The following is an 18,250-nucleotide window of genomic DNA, read 5'->3' as shown; positions in this document are numbered from 1 at the left end:
ACCCCAATTTCCGCATGTTCGTTTCTCGACCGCCGTCGATTACCGTTGCCACAGTAACCGCTAGGGTTCGTCTTCGTGACTTCCGCCGTGACACGTCTGTTCGCCTCTCGCGCGACACTGCGCCGCTCGGTGGGTCTGCTGAAGGACTTCGGGCACGAACAGAGCGCTCCCGACATCTTCTACGGCGCACTGGCCCGCGATTCCGTGGAGCTGATCGGCGATCTGTATCGGGGCCTGACCGGTACCGACATGTCCGCGGCGACCGTGCTGGACGTGGGCGGCGGACCCGGATACTTCGCCGAGGTCTTCGGTGCAAGCTGCGTGCGCTACCTGCCCGTCGAGCCCGACGCGTCCGAGATGCACGCGGCGGGACTGCAAATACCGGGTTCGGTGCGCGGTTCCGGGATGGCACTACCGTTTCGTGACGACAGTGTCGACATCTGCTTCTCGTCGAACGTCGCCGAGCACGTCCGCGAGCCGTGGACCATGGCCGAGGAAATGCTGCGTGTCACCAAGCCCGGCGGGTTGACCGTGCTTTCGTACACCATCTGGTTCGGTCCGTTCGGCGGCCACGAGACCCGGCCCTGGCATTACCTCGGTGGCGAATACGCAGCCCGCCGCTACGCCCGCACCACCGGCCACGAACCGAAGAATCGATTCGGCGAATCACTGTTCGACATCAGCGCAGCAGACGGATTACGTTGGGCGCGAAACACTCCCAACGCAACGCTGCTGGCGGCATTTCCGCGCTATCACCCACGCTGGGCATGGTGGATGATGCGCGTGCCGATCCTCCGCGAATTCCTGGGCAGCAACCTCGTGCTCGTCATGCGGCCCAACGCTTAGCCTGGATCGATGACGGCACTCGCGCTCGACATCGGCGGCACCAAGATGACGGCGGCACTCGTCGGTGACGACGGGCGGCCGGGTAATCCGGTGACGGTGCCGACGCCCGAGTCCGATGTCTGGGACGCCTGTGCCGAGCTGCTTCGGAACACGACCGACCCCGCCACTGTCACCCGGATCGGCGTCGCCTGCTCCGGTCCGGTGAATCTCGAGACCGGGTCGGTCGCACCGATCAACATCGACGAGTGGAAGAACGGCTTCGGTCTGCGCGATCACCTCGCCGAGGTCTTCCCCGACGCCGATATCCGCCTCGCGATGGACGGCAGCGCAGCGGCACTCGGTGAGCACCGCTTCGGTGCCGCCGTCGGGGTGCCGGACGTGCTGAGTCTGGTGGTATCCACCGGTATCGGCGGTGGGTTGGTGTTGGGCGGGCACATCGTCGCCGGTGCCAGCGGCAACGCGGGCCACATCGGCCACATCGTCGTTCCCGGTTCGACGACGCCCTGCGCGTGCGGCGGAATCGGGTGCGTGGAAACGGTCTCGAGTGGGCCGTCGGCGGTGCGGTGGGCGCGTGAGCAGGGCTGGCCCGGCAGTACCGGAACCGAACTGGCCGCCGATGCCGCCGCCGGGGAGCCGGTCGCCATCACCTCGTTGCAACGCGCCGGAGTGTCACTGGGTCAGGCGATCGCATCGGCCGTCGCCCTGGTGGACGTACGTATGGTGGTGATCGGTGGTGGCTTCGCCCAAGCCGGCCCGCCGCTGTGGAATCCGATCCAGGAGTCGATCGCGTTGCACGCGCGTCTGAAATTCCTCGACGGCCTGCAGGTGGTACCCGCTGCACTGGGTGGACTCGGCACCTTGGCCGGGGCAGCCGCGCTCACTGCCTGACCGGGCATACCCACACAGCCAGAACGGGGCCCACCCCTCGGTGAGCCCCGTTCTGTCTCGTGAATACTACGCGCCCAGGCGCTGCTTGAGGGCGTCGAATTCGTCCTGAATTCCGGTGGGCAGTTTCTCGCCGACGAAGTCGAACCACTCCTGGATCAACGGGATTTCGGCCTTCCACTCGTCGGAGTTCACCGCGAGTGCCTCGGCCACGTCCTCGACGGTGGTGTCGAGTCCGTCGATGTCGAGTGCCTCGGCGGTGGGGACCACACCGATCGGCGTCTCGATGCCTGCGGCCTTGTGCTCGATGCGCTCGACGATCCACTTGAGCACGCGCGAGTTCTCACCGAATCCGGGCCACAGGAAGCGCTTGTCGTCGCCGCGACGGAACCAGTTGACGTAGAACACCTTCGGCAACTTCGACTCGTCGGCGTTCTTGCCGAGATCGATCCAGTGCTGGAAGTAGTCGCCCACGTTGTAGCCGAGGAACGGCAGCATGGCCATCGGGTCGCGTCGGACGGTTCCGACGGTGCCCTCGGCGGCGGCGGTCTGCTCGGAGCCGACGGTGGCTCCCATGAACACTCCGTGCTGCCAGTCACGAGCCTCGGTCACCAGCGGAACGGTGGTCTTGCGACGTCCACCGAACAGGATCGCCGAGATCGGCACACCCTTCGGGTCGTCCCACTCGGGAGCCATCGACGGGCACTGAGCCATCGGCACGCAGTAGCGCGAGTTCGGGTGCGCGGCATCGGTTCCGGACTCGGGGGTCCAGTCGTTGCCCTTCCAGTCGATCAGGTGCTCGGGCTTGCCTTCGAGGCCCTCCCACCACACGTCGCCGTCGTCGGTCATGCCGACGTTGGTGAACACCGAGTTGCCCTGGTCGATGGTCTTCATCGCGTTGGGGTTCGAGTCCCAGTTGGTGCCCGGTGCGACGCCGAAGAAGCCGTACTCCGGGTTGACGGCGTAGAGACGGCCGTCCTCACCGAAACGCATCCATGCGATGTCGTCACCGATGGTCTCGGCGCGCCAGCCCGGAATGGTCGGCTGGATCATCGCGAGGTTGGTCTTGCCGCACGCGGACGGGAACGCCGCGGCGATGTAGTACGCCTTGTCCTCGGGCGAGATCAGCTTGAGGATCAGCATGTGCTCGGCGAGCCAGCCCTCGTCGTGAGCCATCGCCGAGGCGATACGAAGCGAGTAGCACTTCTTACCGAGCAGGGCGTTGCCGCCGTAGCCGGATCCGTAGCTCCAGATCTCGCGATCCTCGGGGAAGTGCGTGATGTATTTGGTGTCGTTGCACGGCCACGCGACGTCGGCCTGGCCCTCGGCGAGCGGAGCGCCGAGCGAGTGCAGCGCCTTGACGTAGAACCCGTCGTCACCGATCTTGTCGAGTGCGGCCTGGCCCATGCGGGTCATCACGCGCATCGAGACGACGACGTACTCCGAGTCGGTGAGCTCGACGCCCAGCTTGGGGTCGGCCGCGTCGAGCGGGCCCATGCAGAACGGGACGACGTACATGGTGCGTCCGCGCATGCAGCCGCGGTAGAGATCGGACATGAGCGTCCGCATCTCGGACGGTTCCATCCAGTTGTTGGTGGGACCGGCGTCGATCTCTTCCTTGGAACAGATGTATGTACGCGACTCGACGCGAGCGACGTCCGACGGGTCGGAGTTGCCGAGGAACGAGTTGGGCTTCTTCTCGTCGTTGAGACGAGTGAAGGTGCCTGCTTCCACCAGCTTGCCGGTGAGGCGCTCCCATTCGGCGTCGGATCCGTCAGCGAACACCACGGAATCCGGTTCTGTCAGTTCGGCTACCTGGGCAACCCAGGCGAGCAGTTCTTTGTGTCGAGTCGGCACGTTGTCGGTGCCGCTCAAACCGGGAATGGTGGCTGAGGTCATCTAACTCTCCTGGGGTGAGCCGGAACCGGAAGTACTCGCACGATCACTGTGGGCAAACATGCGCGAGCAGATCTCGGTTTTCCCCTCTCGGCGGGGCGCTGCTCGACCGTTCGAGCAGCAGTACACCATCGTAACGGGTACAGCAAGCCGAGGGTCGAGCGCCGGGTGTCCTGGTATTCAGGTTAACGCCGAGCGACGTGAATCCGGAAACAGGGTGTTGTCCGATTAGTCACAGGACCGATTCAGATAGGGAAAGATCCTCGCAAGAAGGCGTCTACCAGGGGCGACGTCCAGTCAGAACAGACGGACTACAGCTCACCCGATTCGGTCAATTCGCCCCGGCCGATACCGTTCGCTTCCCGAAAAATTTCCCAGGATCGGTACTGCCCGTCACGTCCGAACGCCGTGAACTTGTCCGTCACACCATCACCGTCGACGTCGGTCGCCACGGTCATCCCGGCGTCGGTACGTCGTACGGCGGTCTCGTAGTGGCCGTCCCCGTCGAGATCGAACAGCTCCGTCGAGACAATGGGCGCACCCGGCTCGTCGACGTCGTGGGGTTCGACCTCCTCGGTGAGGAAGCCCCCTGCTCCGAAGCCATCCACCGCGATCATCGACGCTCCTCACCTCGACCAACGAACCTGGCCAACCGACACTGCACCTACTGACTCCGACGCACCGGCTCGTCCAACGGTTCCACCCGTGCAGGAGAGAAATGGACGGGTTCGCGGGGAACGAACACACCGCGATCGGGTCCGCGGAATCGCTCGAGCCCCCGCTCGAGTGCCGACAGATCGCGATCGCAGGCAGACAGCAGCGCCGATCGGTGGTCGGCAAGCCGACGCAGCTCGGCGTCCACCTCGGCGAGTGCGACGTCGATGCCGGCCACTGCGTCCCGGTCCGCGGTCGCGACGGCGGACGCGAGCATCGACTCGGCATCGAGAATCCGCGAGAGCAATCGCTGCTCCACCGACGATTTCACCCGGGCCAGGCTTTCCTGCGTCCAGCCGCGCAGGTGGGCGCGGTCGGCCACCAGCGCCCGCGATCGCGTGATCCACCAGGCGAGCGCACCACCGAGGACGAGGGTGATGACGGTGTTGGCGACCGCCCAGGCCGGCACCAGCGCCATCGGCGACACCACCAACCGCCCGAGTCCTACCCCCGCCGACGCGCCGACAACGATCATGACCACATCCTCGATCCCCCGGCGCCGGGACGGCTCCCCGATGTCGAGCGGGTCGTCCGCGACACTCGATTCCTCTTGCAGCGGCGTGAGCCCGAGATCGGTCTCCACTGCCCGCAATCGGGCCGTCAGCGCCGCGTCGGCTCGATTCCGGGCTCCGCGCGCGGACTCGGCGACATGCACAGGAAGGTGAGTGAGTTCTGCACGTCCTGACCCGTCGATCGTGCGCTTGACCTCGGCAACCAGGGCGCGAAAGTCTTCGGCGGCGGCATGGAGAGACTCCACGCGTACCCGTTGAATTCGATTGTGCAGCAGCGCCCGTCGGTCGCCACCGAGATTGTCCCGTTCGCCGACGAGCTGAGCTCGCCGCGCACGGAGTTCGGCAGTATCACTGCCCCCGGTCACCGCGCGCGCTCTCGCCACGATCGACGCTCTGGCTCCGGTTGCGCAGTCCTGGACTGCCGCAGCATATTTGCGCTGGGATCCGAGAGCTGTGGCCTGCAGCAGCAGTGCGCCGAGCCGGTCCGCCACTGCTCCGATACCCGACTCCGCGGACATCGCGGCGTCACCGCTCTCCCGGCCCGTCCGCGCCAACCGAACCGAGATCGGATGGAACGTGCACTCCACTGCCCGTGGGACACACTCGGCAACGCTGTCACTGTCGGCCGTGACCACCTCACGCCAGTGCCGATGCGCGTCGATCTTGTTCACCACGAACACGACCGGCGTGGATTCGAGGGCTGCTCGCCACTGCTCGACCTCGACGCGGCCCACCGGAGCCGACGCGTCGACGCCGATCATCACGACGGCTGCATCGGCCATCGAGTCCGTGAAGTGAACAGCGGAACCACCGAGACGGGACAGCTCGCGGCGCAGTTCGGACTTGCCCGACCCTGCAGTACCGGTGAGGTGAACCCCGGCAGGTCGACTGACCCTCGCTCGTTCGATCTCGTCGAGTGCACCCGAATTCCAGCGTCGTAGAACGCTTTTCATGTCTTCCGACAGCGGGGTCATCGGCGCAGCATTCGTACGTGGCCTCGGCACAGTGCGAGTGCCGCGCGACGCACCTCGGGGTCCCCGGCAGCGGCCGCCCGCTGCTTCCACTGCACCGCCTGCTCCAGCGCGACCTGTTCCGAACCGGTCTCGATCGGCACCCCCAGTCGTAGGGCCGCGTGGCGCATCTCGGCAGCCACCGCCTCGTCCGAGGCCAAGTACGCCTCGACGGCGTCACGAACCCGCCGGTGGCCGGCAGAGATCTGTTGCACTCTGCGATGCAGCTCGGCGTCCCGAGCCGCCGCGGCCGCCGACACCGCCGCGGAGACAGCGGCGATCAGGGCGTCGGCACCGGTGGCGTCGGCCAGCATGCGCATCGCATCGCCGTCGGACACAGTCCGCTGCCGCAGCACGTCGACGAGCAGGGCGAGACCACGCAGTTCGATGCATTCGATCAGCGCTTCTCTGCGACGCGTCGACACCGCGACGTCGGCGGCGCGAAACCGATCGACGGTCATCAGGTCGGTCGGGCGCAGATCGGCCGCTGCGACGGCTCGCACGTCGGCCATGTCCAGAGGCGCACCGGCTCGGCCCACTCCCCGCAATCCCGCCGCGGTCGTGCCCATCACCGGCAGCACCGTCCGTCCCAGCTGCTCCGAGGCCGCTGCGGCCGCCGCTACGGGATCGTCGAGTGTGTCCGCCTTCGTCAGCACCACGACGGTCCCGTCCAGGGCATCCCTCGGCCTGGAACTCAGCAATGCGGTGTCGACCGGCGACACCGCACCCGCGATCACGTGGACGAGCACCTCGCCCTCGCTGCTGTCCGTTCTGCCCTCGTGCCATCGGACATCGAGGCCGTCGGCGTCGAGCGGCACCGACTCGAGAACGGCGAGAACCGCGGATTTCCCGACGCCGGCGCGGCCGGTCACCCGTGCGGTCATCGGCCGCAGGCGGTCGTGGACGGCAGTCTCGACGGCCTCACGTGCGTCGCTCGACGCAGCGCGGTCACGCAACAGGCCCAGACCGGCCTCAGCGACGTCCATGATCGATTCCCCCAGAACGACCCGCCGCCCGCTTTTCAGAGGCGACGCACAGCCCCCTGCTGCGGCACCGATTCTGACACACGCGGGCGCTCACGAGCCGCCCGAAAGGAATTGCACCGTTGTAATTAGTCGGGCTCGTCCTGCCCCTGATCAGCGGTAGGACAGCAAGTCTCAACTTCAACTCGAGACCCACCTGTCACACGCCCCGCCGATGGGCGACAATGGTTCTGTGAACGAGCCTCAGGACACCTCTGTCGACAGCGCGGAGAACACCGTGCGCACCCAGGAACGGGGCTCACGGCTGTACCCCCGCGTGACGAGTTTCCGCTCTCGGCGCGGAGCGCTGACCGAAGCGCAGCAGACCACCTGGGACAACCTGTGGCCGCGTATCGGTCGTGACGTCGCCGACGAGCAGATCGACATCGACGCCTGGTTCGGGCGCAGCGGCCCGGCAATTCTCGAGATCGGCTCGGGTACGGGCACGGCCACCACGGCGATGGCCTCGGCCGAGCCGCACGTCAACCTGATGGCCGTCGAGGTCTATCGGCCCGGCCTGGCCCAGACACTGCAGCAGATCGAACGAGAAGGCATCGAGAACGTTCGACTGCTGCGCGGTGACGCGATGGACGTGCTCGAGAACATGCTGTCCTCGGAGTCGTTGACCGGTGTCCGCGTCTTCTTCCCCGACCCGTGGCCCAAGGTTCGCCACCACAAGCGTCGGCTTCTACAGGGTCCGACGTTCGCGATGATCGCGGATCGGTTGAAGCCCGGTGGCGTTCTGCACGTGGCAACCGATCATGCCGAATACGCTGAGTGGATTGCCGAGGCCGGGAACGCCGAGCCCGGTCTGACCGTTCTCGATTGGGAATCGCCCATGACACACGAGCGACCCGTGACCAAGTTCGAGGGCAAGGCACAGCTGGTCGGTAGCTCGGTGACGGAATTGATCTGGGGAAAGAAGACAGCATGAGCGTCAGTACGGACATGCCCGACACCGTGGTCGACCCCTCCGAACTCGGCGCGATCGGTGAAACGCGCCACAGCAAGCGCGTCCTGCTGGTCTGGGACGCCCCGAATCTGGACATGGGACTCGGCGCAATTCTGGGTGGCCGACCCACCGCTGCCTACCGTCCGCGCTTCGATGCCCTGGGCCGATGGCTGCTCAGCCGCACCGCCGAACTCTCCACCTCCGGCACCGCCACGCTCGAACCCGAGGCCACGGTGTTCACCAACATCGCCCCCGGCAGCGCAGATGTGGTCCGACCCTGGGTCGAAGCATTGCGTAACGTGGGTTTCGCGGTGTTCGCCAAGCCCAAGGTCGACGAAGACAGTGACGTCGACGCGGACATGCTCGACCACATCGACTTCCGCAACCGTGACAGCGGCCTCGCCGGGGTCATGGTCGCGTCCGCCGACGGTCAGGCATTCAAGGGTCCACTGGAGGCCATCGCAGCAACCGGAGTGCCAGTACAGGTGCTGGGCTTCCGGGAGCACGCAAGCTGGGCTGTCACGTCGGACATCCTGGAATTCCTCGACCTCGAGGACATCCCGGGCGTCTTCCGTGAGCCACTGCCACGGGTGAGTCTGGATTCGCTTCCCGACGAAGGTGCGTGGCTGCAGCCCTTCCGACCGCTGTCCGCCCTGCTCGTCGGGCGCCAAGGAGTTTCTTAAGTGTTCGCCAGATGGGGAGACATCGTCTACCGCCTGCGGTACACCGTTATCGGTGTCATGGTGGCCGGACTGCTGGGCTTCGCTGCCTACGGTCTCGATCTCAACAGCCATCTCAGTCAGAGCGGTTGGGACGATCCGACGTCGGAATCGGCCCAGGCTGCCCGTCTGGCAGACACCACATTCGGTCGCGACAAGCAGGGTGACGTCATCGTCCTCTACACCGCGCCGCAGGGCTCGACCATCGACGATCCGGAGTTCTCGTCCGAGATCGTCGCCAATCTCGACTCCCTCGTCGCCGATCATCCCGATCAGATCGACAAGGTCAACGGCAGTTACTTCAGGACGGCCGGTGCGCCCAATCTCGCGGCCCTCGGCACCACCGACAAACAGCACGCCATCGCCAGCATCGCCATCAAGGGCGACAACGACACCGAACTGACCAACAACTTCCAGGCCGTCAAGGACGTCTTCTACATCGACGGCGTAGACGTGCAGGTGACCGGCCTGCAGGCCGTCGCAGGCGCATTGCAGTCGACGATGGCCGGCGACATCCAGCGGATGGAGATCCTCGCCATCCCGGCCGTCGCGGTGTTGCTGTTCTTCATCTTCGGTGGCGTCGTCGCGGCCGCCCTCCCGTTGATCATCGGTGGCCTGACGGTCGTCGGAGCCAACGGCATCGTGAAGGTGTTCACCAACTTCACCGAGGTCAACTCGTTCGTCGCCCCCGTGGTCTCGCTCGTCGGCCTCGGCTTGGCCATCGACTACGGATTGTTCATCGTCTCGAGATTCCGAGAAGAACTCGGCGACGGCTACTCGACGCCCCAGGCCGTGCGCAGGACCGTCATGACGGCCGGTCGCACCGTGGTGTTCTCCGCGACGATGATCGTCGCGTCCCTCGGTGGCTTGTTGCTGTTCCCGCAGGGCTTCCTCAAGTCCGTGGCCTACGGCTCGATCGCCACCGTTGCACTCGCCGCCCTGACTGCAATCACGATCCTGCCCGCGATGCTCGCGATCCTCGGCCCCCGTGTCGACGCACTCGGTCTGAAGTTCATGCGCAAGACCAAGTCGAGCGAGGAGATCGAGAACGGCATGTGGGGCCGGCTCACTCGCTGGGTGATGCGCAACCCCGTCAAGGTCACGGTGCCCATCGTGCTCGGCCTGGTGCTCCTGACGCTGCCCGTCGGCAACATCAAATTCGGCGGCATCAACGAGACCTATCTGCCGCCCGACAACGTCACCCGCGAAGCGCAGGGCGAGTTCGATTCGCTCTTCCCCGGCCAGCGCACCGAGCCGATCAAATTGGTCATCGCGAACGCGCAGGGTCCCAACCTCGCGGCAATCACGACTCAGGCGAACAACGCGCCTGGGTTGGTCGAGCAGTTCACCCCGGTCGGTGCCAGCAAGGACGGGATCATCGTCTTCAAGGCCGGCCTGATCGACCGCAACGATTCCAAACCGGCCATCGACTTCCTGCGCAGTATCGACGTGCCCGACGGGGCGTCGGTGCTCGTCGGTGGCACGCCGGCCATCGAGCAGGACTCCATCAGTGCACTCATCGACAAATTGCCGCTGATGGCCGTGCTCGTGATGTTCATCGTGACGCTGCTGATGTTCCTGACGTTCGGATCGTTGGTGCTGCCGATCAAGGCGGTGCTCATGACCGTGCTCGGTCTCGGTGCCACCATGGGCATCCTGACGTGGATATTCATCGACGGCAACGGGGCGGGGCTGATGAACTTCACCCCTGGTCCGATCATGGCTCCGGTGTTGGTGCTGATCATCTCGATTGTGTTCGGCTTGTCCACCGACTACGAGGTGTTCCTGCTCTCCCGCATGGTCGAGGCTCGCGAAAAGGGTGCCAGCACAAGCGAAGCCATCCGTATCGGAACCTCACATACCGGACGTATCATCACCGCCGCGGCTCTGATCCTGATCGTCGTCACCGGAGCGTTCGCGTTCTCCGATCTGGTGATGATGAAATACATCGCCTACGGCATGATCGCCGCGCTCATCATCGACGCCACCCTCATCCGCATGTTCCTCGTGCCTGCCACGATGAAACTGCTCGGCGACGACTGCTGGTGGGCCCCGCAGTGGATGAAGCGAATCCAGCAGAAACTCGGACTCGGCGAGACCATTCTCGAGGACGAGCTGCTCCCCATCGCAGACGTGCCCGAGCTCGCGCTCGCAGGCGGTGCACCGTCGAGTACGGTCGCGCCGCCGATGCGTCCGGCACCACGCCGCAACGAGCCGCTCACCGAACCCATTCCTGTGGTCGCACCGCACGGCGGGGGCCCCATTCGGGCGACCCACGCCGCGAAGGAAGAATCGCGACGCAGTGTGACGGGGCGTCCGGCAACCCCACCCGAGCCGACCCGTGCTCCCGCCACACCTCCGGCACCGGCTGCTCGACCCACCCCGACTCCTCCCCAGGTCCAGGCTGCTCCGCAGGAACGACCGGCTCCTCGACCTGCCCCGAGCCGGCCGGTGGCGCCGCGCCCGACCGTCGAACCGGAACCGACCCAGGCAGCAGACGTCGTCCGGCCCGCCCCGCCGGTCAACCCGGTGGCTGCTCCCCCATCGGCGGAGCCGCCTCGCGCACCGAGCGCACCGCGTCCGCCCGTCGCACCGCCGAGCCGAACCCGAGCCGCACGCGCACCTCGCGCCGAGGAACCGGATTCTCGTTCCATCGAGAGCTGGCTCGCCGACCTGCGAGCACCCAGCGCATCGCCACCCCCGAACACACCGCGCAACGGTTCGACCGCCAACGGCTCGAACCACAGCGGTCACGACGAGAACAGCTCGCCGCAGAACGGTTCCGAACGCAACGGCCACAGCAACAACGGGTCCGAACGAAACGGCAGCAACGGGTCGGAGCGCAACGGCAGCAACGGCAGCAACGGGTCCGAGCGCAACGGCACGGAGCAGACCGGTACCGAACGCAACGGCAGCAACGGATCCGCGTCGAGCGAATCCCCGTCCGAGAAGCCGTCGGGCCGCCGGGCCGCACCGACCACCGAGGGCGGCGACAGCGGTCGTCATCGCGGCGGCGAAAACGGACACGTGCTCAGCGTCAGCGAATTGCTCGCGCGCGAGCGGAACCGTTCACGCTGACGCCGATGTGATTGGCTAGCCTCGTCGGCCGAAATGTTCGTCGGCGAGGCGGCGGTAGTCGCGTGGATCCAGGGGGAGTTACACACACGTGTTCGTTCGATGGGGAAATTTCGTCCACCGACTCCGCTACACCGTTCTCGGTGTCATGGTGGCCGGGCTGTCGATCCTGGCGGCGTACGGCTGGGATCTCACGGACCACCTGAGCCAGAGCGGCTTCGACGATCCGACGTCGCAATCTGCTGCCGCGAACAATCTTGCCGAGGAGACGTTCGGCCGCAATACCGAGGGCGATGTGATCGTTCTCTACACCGCGCCCGAGGGGTCGACCATCGACGACCCGGCGTTCGACGCTGCGGTCGTCGGCAATCTCGATTCGCTGGTGGCCGATCACCCGGACCGCATCGCGAAGATCAACGGCAGCTACTTCCGGACTGCGGAAGCCCCAGTGCTGGCGGCGCTCGGTACCACGGACAAGCAGCACGCCATCGCGAGCATTGCGATCGTCGGCACCAACGACACCGAGCTGACCGATAACTTCCAGGCCGTCCAGGACGCCTTCTACATCGACGGCGTCGATGTACAGGTCGCCGGCCAACAGGCCGTGGCGGCCGCCCTCCAGTCGACGATGACCGACGACATCCACCGCATGGAGATCCTCGCCATCCCGGCGGTGGCCGTGCTGCTGTTCTTCGTGTTCGGCGGCGTCGTGGCCGCTGCGCTGCCGCTCATCGTCGGCGCGCTGACCGTCGTCGGAGCCAACGGCATCGTGAAGCTGTTCACCCACGTCACCGAGGTCAACACCTTCGTTGCGCCGGTGGTGTCTCTGGTGGGACTCGGCTTGGCGATCGATTACGGACTGTTCATCGTGTCGCGTTTCCGAGAGGAACTGGGCGACGGCCGGTCGACGCCAGATGCCGTCCGTCGATCGGTCATGACGGCCGGTCGCACGGTGGCGTTCTCGGCGACGATCATCGTCGCGTGTCTCGGCGGTCTCTTGCTGTTTCCGCACGGGTTCCTGCGGTCGGTGGCCCTGGGTTCGATTGCGACGGTCGCACTCGCGGCGCTGACCGCGATCACCGTGCTGCCGGCCATGCTGTCCATTCTTGGCCCACGCGTCGACGCGCTCGGTCTGGCATTCATGCGCAAGACCAAGTCCTCAGAGGAGATCGAGAACGGGATGTGGGGCAAGCTCACCACCTGGGTGATGCGCAACCCCATCAAGGTGGTCGTCACCATCGTGCTCGGGCTGCTGGCGCTGACGCTTCCGATCGGGAACCTCGCGTTCGGCGGCATCAACGAAACGTATCTGCCACCGGACAATCCGACGCGGGTGGCGCAGGAACAGTTCGACGAACTGTTCCCCGGCCAGCGCACCGAGCCGATCGAATTGGTCATCCAGAACGCCCAGGGGGCGAACCTCGCCGCCATCACCACCCAGGCCAACAACGCACCGGGTCTGGTCGAGCAGTTCACCCCGGTCGGTGCCAGCAAGGACGGCATCATCGTCTTCAAGGCCGGACTGATCGATCGCAACGACGCAGCGCCTGCGATCGAGTTCCTGCGCAGCATCGATACTCCCGAGGGCACCTCGATGGAAGTGACGGGAACGCCTGCAATCGAACGGGATTCGATCGATGCGCTGGTAGACCGTCTACCCCTGATGGCGGTACTGGTCGTCCTCATCGTGACCGTACTGATGTTCCTGACGTTCGGATCCTTAATGCTGCCGATCAAAGCGGTGCTGATGACGACCCTCGGGCTCGGTGCCACGATGGGCATCCTGACGTGGATCTTCATCGACGGCCACGGCGCGGCGTGGTTGAATTTCACGCCCGGACCGATCATGGCGATGATTCTGCTGCTGATCGCCGCGATCGTGTTCGGACTGTCCACCGACTACGAGGTGTTCCTGCTCTCCCGCATGGTCGAAGCTCGCGAAAATGGTTCCAGCACAAGCGAAGCCATTCACATCGGAACCTCGCATACCGGACGCATCATCACCGCTGCGGCCTTGATTCTCATCGTCGTCACCGGAGCATTCGCGTTCTCCGATCTGGTGATGATGAAGTACATCGCCTACGGCATGATCGCTGCCCTCATCATCGATGCAACCGTCATTCGCATGTTCCTGGTGCCCGCGACGATGAAACTGCTCGGCGACGCGAGCTGGTGGGCACCGGCCGGCATGAAGCGCATGCAGCGCAAGCTCGGACTCGGCGAAACGACTCCCGAAGACTCCTGATCCCCCGCTCTCTCGCTCTCTCGCTCCCCGCCCCCCACAACGCGTGAATGGACCACTGCACCGTCGAGACGTATGCAATGGTCCATTGACGCAGCAGGGGGTCAGGAGGAAACTGCCGCACTCTCTCGGTCCGCGAACACCTTGGCGTATCGGGTACCGGCGATGAGGAGCAGTAGTCCCACTGCGATGAAGGCGATGACTCGGAAGAGTCCATCCAGGGCGACGAGGTCGAACAGGAACAGTTTTGCGATGGACGCGGCGGTCAAGGACAGTCCGGCCAGCAAGGCCAGGTGAGCGTGGGTGACGCTGCGCAGCCCGAACGCCAGGAGTGCGAAGGCTGCGATCATCCACTCGATGGTTGCCGCGGTGTGACCTGCGGTGAATCCTGTTGTTTGGCCGCCGATTCCGATGCCGAGGGTCACGGTTGCCGCCGTCAGGCCGTACAGCGCGAGTACGCCGGAGACGACACCGAGGGTCTGCAGTCCGTCGTCGACCAGTTTCAGTTCTGCCAGTACGTAGGCGAAGGCGAATGCCGTTGCAGCGAGCAGGATTCCGCCGAGGGCGATACCGACGCTGCCCACTGCGTGATCGGAGTCCAACAGCGCCCGTGGCGGGCTGACCGAGACGAACATCAGTGCGCCGATCACGCCGAATCCGCTGCCGATCGAGTATGCAAGTGTCGAGCGGGTGCTGTGAGCCACCGCGATCAGAGCCAAGGCAACGGCGAAGAGCACGACAGGGCGAATCTCGAGGGTCGTCGACTCGACTGCGGCCTGCAGCGTCGCCAGGGCTCCGATCACCGCGACGGTGATACGAGCGTGCCCCGGCAACCAGCTCACCAGAGTCACGATCGCCAGAGCTGCAGCAGCAAGAACCAGTTGGACAGCAACGGTCGCGGCGCGATCGAAGACGTCCGCGGAGACCAGCACCGGCAGAGACGTGAGAGCGATCATCACGGTGGCGACCACATCGGAGACGTTGCGGCGCAACAACTCCAGTGACGTGCCGATACCGAAGACCGCCACCGACACGACGACCAGGAGTAGCCAGAGATCGCCGGTGGATCCGGACATGTCAGCGCTCGCGATGGCAGCCAACACGGCGCCGACGAGGGGTACGGTCCGAACGACCTGCAGGAGCTGCCAATTCCGGCCGATCTGAGCCGGGAAACTTGCCACATAGGTGGCGATGAGGAACGCGATCAGGGTCAGGGTGAGGCCGTCGGTCAGCACCGGACCACAGACTGCGACTCCGGCGAGAATCAGCACCGCCATCGGCTGCGACTTCCACTGCACTGCGAGTGCCGTTCCGGCTGCGGCAATTCCGAATGCGGTGATCAGCCCGATCACGGGATCGAGCCAGCCGTACAGGACTGACGTCGCGAGTACATCGAGGTAGAGGCCCGCGATGCCGGTGGCGGCGAGAGCGATTCCGCCGATGCGGCCGCCCGAGCGGCCGAACACTCGGACGCCTGCACCGATCAGCGCGAGTGAGAACACTGCGCCCGCAGCGACCCGCAGCGGAGGGCCGAACCACCCCGCCTGTGCGGCGAGAACGAGCAGCATCACCACACCGACGAGGGTGACGCCTGCGCCGGCGACAGCCAGCAGACGGCTGATGACACCGTCACGCTGCCACCACGGTTCCCGCGGCGGAGCCGGCGGTCGAGGCGCGACGACCGGCCCCCTGGGTGGTGCGGGGTAGGTCATGGCGGGCTGCATGGCGGGCTGGGGTCGAACCATCTGCTGCCCCATCGGCTGACGGACGGTGTGGCCGAACGGCTGACCGTAGGGCTGCGGAGGCAACGGTGGTGACGCTACCGGCGGCGGAACGGCAGGAGCTGCCGGTGCCGACGGCTGCCGCGTGGGAGCGGGAGCCGTTGCGGCACCGAGCTGTGACTGCAAGGTCTGCAGATCGACGGCCACCTGGCGCATGTGGTCGCCCAGGGAATCGAAGCGGCTGGACAGTCTCGCGACGAGTTGCGGATCCAGCCCGGAGTTCTGGGAAGAAGTCATGGGTTAGATCCTGCGACCGCCGCGGCCGAAAAGCGTGAGTAGTGCTACTCGGATCCCTCGAGTAGAACAGCCTCGCTAGCCGAACATGCGACGGATCGAGCTACCGAAAGGATGCTTGGCGGTCACCGAGCCCAGGCGGACCTTGCCGGAGACCACGAGATGCAGCGGCCCGTACGGCGGACCGGTGCGGACCTTGTTGGTGGCGCTGCCCGCGACCGTGTCGACACCGTTGAGGTCGACGGTCGCCTCGGTCGGCACGATCAGCGTCACGGTGCTGCAGTAGTCGTCGACGTGTATTTCGACCACCTGGGTGGACATGACCGCCTGAGTGAAGTCGAGCGTCACCGTCGACATGCGGGTGGCGACACGCAGATTCGCAGGTACGTTCCACGGTCCCTTACGGGTGACCGTGGACATCGTGCCGCGCAGTGTGTCCGACGCGCCGCTGCCATGCCCCCAATGCTCCTGAACGACGCGGCGCGGGGCCGGTTGCGGGGTGGGCGCGGCGAAGGGTTTCGGTGCCGGGCGATGCTCCTCGGCGATCTGCATCCCGGGCAGGTCGGCGAGTACCGAGTTCAGTTCACCGCGGGTCTTCGACGCCAATGCGGTGTCCATTCGCTCGGTGAACTCGCCGAGCGACAACATGCCCTGGCCCACGGCGCGCTGCAGCAGCTCTCCGACGTGTTCGCGTTCGGCATCGGACACTCGCAGATCCCTTGCCTCCATGTGTTCAGGGTAGCGAAGATCTCAGGCTGCGCGACCGCCCAGTACGGAGAGCATTCCGGACACCGACGCGGGCCATCCGAACTGTTCGGCGCGCAACCTGGCGGCGATGCGGCGGCCGTCGACCGGTAGTTCGAGTACTCGTTCTATCTCGGCGGCGAATCCGTCTGCGGTGTTCTCGGAGGATCCGCCGCAGTGTGGGGTGACGATCTGCGCCAGCGCCGAGGTCTCGGAGACGACGACGGGGGTGCCCGCGGCGAGCGATTCCAACGCAGCGAGCCCGAAGGTCTCGTGTGGTCCCGGTGCGAGAGCGATGTCCGCCGAGGCCAGCAGGGCTGCGACGGCCGCTCTGCCGTCGACGAAACCGAGGAAGTCGACGGGTAGACCGCGGGCGCGTCGTTCGAGGCTGGCTCGGCGGGGGCCGTCGCCGGCGATGATCAGCCGCGCCCGCATCCCCGAATCGCACAGCGCAGCAAGCGAATCGATACTTCTCTCGACGTGCTTCTCCACCGACAGCCGGCCGCAGTGCACGAGCAGCCGATCGGCGCTGCCCAGCCATGCGGATCGCTCGCCTACAAGCCGGCGACGCGGATGGAAGAGATCGAGATCCACGCCGAGCGGAACTCGGTGCACGTTGCGAACACCGATGCGGTCGAACTCCTGTTGCGCGAACTCCGTGGTGCACACGACGGCGTCGTACGAGTCGGCGGTGCGCCGGTTGGCAAGATCCGCGATGGGGCGGGCGCAGCGCATCGGCATCGTCTGCGCGAGCAGCCGGTCCAGGCGTTCGTGGGAGATCATCACGCTGCGCACGTCTCGGCGCGCGGCCCAGGCACCCATGCCGCGCAGCGTAAGTCGGTCCGACACCTCGATCACGTCGGGCCTCAGTCCGGCCGCCACCGAGGAGACTCGGCGGGGGTCGGCCACCCGATAACCGCCGGTGAGCGGGATCTGCGGTGCCGGCACCTCGATGCGCACCACCCCCGACGGCAGGAGCGTCTCGCTCGACCGATCTCCCGGCACGATCAGTGTCACCTCGTGGCCCCCGGCGACGTACCCCGATCCGAGCTGGTCGACGGCCGTCCGCAATCCCCCGGACCGTGGTCCGTAGAAGTTGGCGAGTTGGACGATGCGCACTCGATCAGTCTTCCCAGCGACAAGTCCGCCCGACGGCGCGGCGATGGATGGTGGCCGAACCCTCACGGAATTCTGTGTGGGGATCGCTACCAACGGGTAGATGAGACAGATGCGAGTGACACTGCAATCCACCGGGAACGCCTCCGCACCCGAGGTCTGGGAGCGCTATATGGAACCGACGGCCTGGAAGACCTGGGCTCCACAGATCATCGGCGTCGAGTACCGCGGAGAGCGGCTCACCGCCGACACCACCGGCCGGGTACTGGGCCCACTCGGATTGCCGATCGACTTCCACGTCCGTGCGGTCGACGAGCAGTCGTGGACGTGGGCCTGGTCGGCCTGGTTCCAGAACCAGGCCATCGGGATCGACCTCACCCACGGCGTCGTATCCAGGCCGGGCGGAACCAGAACCTGGCTGACGATCGACGGTCCGCTGCCACTGGTGCTGCCGTACGTGCCGGTCGCCAAATTCGCGCTCGGCAGGTTGTGCAGTCCGTAG

14 protein-coding genes are annotated in these 18,250 nt (G+C 66.0%); 7 read left to right on the top strand and 7 right to left on the bottom strand.

Features of this window, described 5'->3' with window-relative positions; genetic code table 11:
* Positions 1–75 precede the first annotated feature (75 nt).
* Positions 76–846 (top strand): class I SAM-dependent methyltransferase, encoded by a 771-nt coding sequence (locus R4P57_RS23590; protein ID WP_317805282.1) that lies wholly within the window; start codon positions 76–78, stop codon positions 844–846.
* A gap of 9 nt (positions 847–855) precedes the next feature.
* A complete protein-coding gene (locus R4P57_RS23585) occupies positions 856–1,734 on the top strand; it encodes an ROK family protein (protein ID WP_317805281.1) in 879 nt (292 codons plus the stop codon).
* Between the two features lie 66 nt (positions 1,735–1,800).
* Here the strand turns inward: R4P57_RS23585 and R4P57_RS23580 are convergent, their stop codons facing one another.
* From R4P57_RS23580 to R4P57_RS23565, 4 genes are all read right to left on the bottom strand, one after another.
* A complete protein-coding gene (locus R4P57_RS23580; protein ID WP_317805280.1) occupies positions 1,801–3,630 on the bottom strand; it encodes a phosphoenolpyruvate carboxykinase (GTP) in 1,830 nt (609 codons plus the stop codon).
* A 308-nt stretch (positions 3,631–3,938) separates the two neighbouring features.
* Entirely contained in the window at positions 3,939–4,244 is a 306-nt protein-coding gene (locus R4P57_RS23575) for a DUF6802 family protein (RefSeq protein WP_317805279.1), read from the bottom strand.
* A 47-nt stretch (positions 4,245–4,291) separates the two neighbouring features.
* A complete protein-coding gene (locus R4P57_RS23570) occupies positions 4,292–5,827 on the bottom strand; it encodes a hypothetical protein (protein WP_317805278.1) in 1,536 nt (511 codons plus the stop codon).
* Positions 5,824–6,849 (bottom strand): hypothetical protein, encoded by a 1,026-nt coding sequence (locus R4P57_RS23565; protein WP_317805277.1) that lies wholly within the window; start codon positions 6,847–6,849, stop codon positions 5,824–5,826. The genes R4P57_RS23570 and R4P57_RS23565 overlap by 4 nt, the downstream gene beginning before the upstream one ends.
* A 211-nt stretch (positions 6,850–7,060) precedes the next feature.
* On the opposite strand from R4P57_RS23565, the gene trmB reads away from it, so the two are divergent.
* From trmB to R4P57_RS23545, 4 genes are all read left to right on the top strand, one after another.
* Positions 7,061–7,819: a tRNA (guanosine(46)-N7)-methyltransferase TrmB gene (gene trmB, locus R4P57_RS23560; protein WP_317805276.1), complete on the top strand. Its 759-nt coding sequence runs from the start codon at positions 7,061–7,063 to the stop codon at positions 7,817–7,819.
* Entirely contained in the window at positions 7,816–8,520 is a 705-nt protein-coding gene (locus R4P57_RS23555) for an NYN domain-containing protein (protein ID WP_411742426.1), read from the top strand. Before trmB ends, R4P57_RS23555 begins: the two co-directional genes overlap by 4 nt.
* On the top strand, positions 8,521–11,634 hold the full coding sequence (locus R4P57_RS23550; RefSeq protein ID WP_317805275.1) for an MMPL family transporter: 3,114 nt from the start codon (positions 8,521–8,523) through the stop codon (positions 11,632–11,634).
* 88 nt (positions 11,635–11,722) lie between these two features.
* A complete protein-coding gene (locus R4P57_RS23545; RefSeq protein ID WP_317805274.1) occupies positions 11,723–13,876 on the top strand; it encodes an MMPL family transporter in 2,154 nt (717 codons plus the stop codon).
* A 101-nt stretch (positions 13,877–13,977) separates the two neighbouring features.
* On the opposite strand, the gene R4P57_RS23540 is transcribed toward R4P57_RS23545, so the two are convergent.
* The 3 genes from R4P57_RS23540 to R4P57_RS23530 all read right to left on the bottom strand — a co-directional run bounded on the left by R4P57_RS23540 (position 13,978) and on the right by R4P57_RS23530 (position 17,751).
* Positions 13,978–15,891: a DUF2339 domain-containing protein gene (locus R4P57_RS23540; RefSeq protein ID WP_317805273.1), complete on the bottom strand. Its 1,914-nt coding sequence runs from the start codon at positions 15,889–15,891 to the stop codon at positions 13,978–13,980.
* A 75-nt stretch (positions 15,892–15,966) separates the two neighbouring features.
* Positions 15,967–16,617 carry a DUF1707 domain-containing protein gene (locus R4P57_RS23535; protein ID WP_317805272.1) on the bottom strand — a complete coding sequence of 217 codons (651 nt, stop codon included), beginning with the start codon at positions 16,615–16,617 and terminating at the stop codon, positions 15,967–15,969.
* A 21-nt stretch (positions 16,618–16,638) separates the two neighbouring features.
* A complete protein-coding gene (locus R4P57_RS23530; RefSeq protein ID WP_317805271.1) occupies positions 16,639–17,751 on the bottom strand; it encodes a glycosyltransferase in 1,113 nt (370 codons plus the stop codon).
* Between the two features lie 100 nt (positions 17,752–17,851).
* On the opposite strand from R4P57_RS23530, the gene R4P57_RS23525 reads away from it, so the two are divergent.
* Positions 17,852–18,250, top strand: coding sequence for a MarR family transcriptional regulator (locus tag R4P57_RS23525; RefSeq protein WP_317805270.1), 399 nt, complete (start codon positions 17,852–17,854; stop codon positions 18,248–18,250).

The sequence above is a fragment of the Rhodococcus sp. IEGM 1330 genome, assembly GCF_033142445.1.
In the GTDB taxonomy this organism is placed as follows: domain Bacteria; phylum Actinomycetota; class Actinomycetes; order Mycobacteriales; family Mycobacteriaceae; genus Rhodococcoides.
The sequence above is the reverse complement of the archived record's forward strand: the minus strand, read 5'-3'. Positions and strand labels throughout refer to the sequence as shown.

Coding starts and splice junctions, on each gene's coding strand:
- R4P57_RS23585 (WP_317805281.1), top strand. CDS start 856: ATGACGGCACTCGCGCTCGACATCGGCGGCACCAAGATGACGGCGGCA.
- R4P57_RS23580 (WP_317805280.1), bottom strand. CDS start 3,630: ATGACCTCAGCCACCATTCCCGGTTTGAGCGGCACCGACAACGTGCCG.
- R4P57_RS23575 (WP_317805279.1), bottom strand. CDS start 4,244: ATGATCGCGGTGGATGGCTTCGGAGCAGGGGGCTTCCTCACCGAGGAG.
- R4P57_RS23570 (WP_317805278.1), bottom strand. CDS start 5,827: ATGACCCCGCTGTCGGAAGACATGAAAAGCGTTCTACGACGCTGGAAT.
- R4P57_RS23565 (WP_317805277.1), bottom strand. CDS start 6,849: ATGGACGTCGCTGAGGCCGGTCTGGGCCTGTTGCGTGACCGCGCTGCG.
- trmB (WP_317805276.1), top strand. CDS start 7,061: ATGGGCGACAATGGTTCTGTGAACGAGCCTCAGGACACCTCTGTCGAC.
- R4P57_RS23555 (WP_411742426.1), top strand. CDS start 7,816: ATGAGCGTCAGTACGGACATGCCCGACACCGTGGTCGACCCCTCCGAA.
- R4P57_RS23540 (WP_317805273.1), bottom strand. CDS start 15,891: ATGACTTCTTCCCAGAACTCCGGGCTGGATCCGCAACTCGTCGCGAGA.
- R4P57_RS23535 (WP_317805272.1), bottom strand. CDS start 16,617: ATGGAGGCAAGGGATCTGCGAGTGTCCGATGCCGAACGCGAACACGTC.
- R4P57_RS23525 (WP_317805270.1), top strand. CDS start 17,852: ATGAGACAGATGCGAGTGACACTGCAATCCACCGGGAACGCCTCCGCA.